Here is an 897-nt window from a genome sequence, read left to right as displayed (position 1 = left end):
CCAGCCTTTTCGATTTGGACGGCGGCGATAGCGCGCGCTTGGGCATCATAGCCATTCGGCAGCGGTATCGGCGCAGCGTCCTGATCGCAGCCGGCAGGCGAGCCGAGCGTATAGGCCGCAGACTTTGCCAGCGCGAAGGACTCGCGTGCCCAGTCGCGCGGCGACCCGATGCTCCAGGTCGCGACCTGTGCTGGTGTTATTCGTCCCCGCAGTGTCATGGCGAGCGTCTGGGCGTCTGGGGCGATCTCCCCAACGACGACCGTGTCCCAGTAACTGTGGAGGTTGACCGTTCGCGTGCCGCCCAGCGTGATGCGGACACAGTTGCCGCCGCGATCCTGATGATCGGCGGCGTGCAACGGCTGGTGCACATCTCCGACGAAGTGGAGTACGAACTTGAGGGCGAGGCGGCGCTCGGCGTCGGACGTCGCGGGGTCGCGGAGTTCGCGGGTGAACTGCTCGATCTTGGCGACCACGCAGTCCTGCGCAGGCCCCTCGCTGGCGAGGCCATGACGGGGTGGAAAACCGAAGCATGCCGCATCAAGGCTGCCCCCCTCGAGTTCGATGTCGGCGAAGTGCCAGGATGCGGTGAAGCGGTGGGAACCGCGCCACACATCCGCCCAGGTGGCGCGTGCCGCCATGTTGGATTCGGTAAGCGCGTCGCTGTCGCTGGCGAGAATGGCATCGACCTGCGCGCGGGCAGTGACGGTCAGGTAGGTCCGCGCGATGAGCGCGATTGCTTCATGCCCTTCATTTCCCCAGGCGTAAGCGGGCGCTGGAACGCAAAGGGCAAGCGGAAGGACGGTGAGGAGACGGTGCATGCCGCCGCTCTGCCATGCCGCCCTTCGGGTGAAAAGGTGGGCCATGCCGCGGCTTTGGCCTGATCCCCGTGACCAAGAG

At 66.3% G+C, this 897-nt stretch carries 1 protein-coding gene; it reads right to left on the bottom strand.

Annotated features, from left to right (window positions below):
* Positions 1-818: S1/P1 nuclease (locus tag SAZ01S_RS23330; RefSeq protein ID WP_139810230.1), on the bottom strand; the 818-nt coding region annotated here is incomplete at its 3' end.
* Positions 819-897: the final 79 nt, after the last annotated feature.

This window comes from Sphingomonas azotifigens NBRC 15497 (assembly GCF_002091475.1).
GTDB classification, from domain to species: Bacteria; Pseudomonadota; Alphaproteobacteria; order Sphingomonadales; family Sphingomonadaceae; genus Sphingomonas; species Sphingomonas azotifigens.
This window is presented reverse-complemented; position numbering and strand designations above follow the sequence as displayed.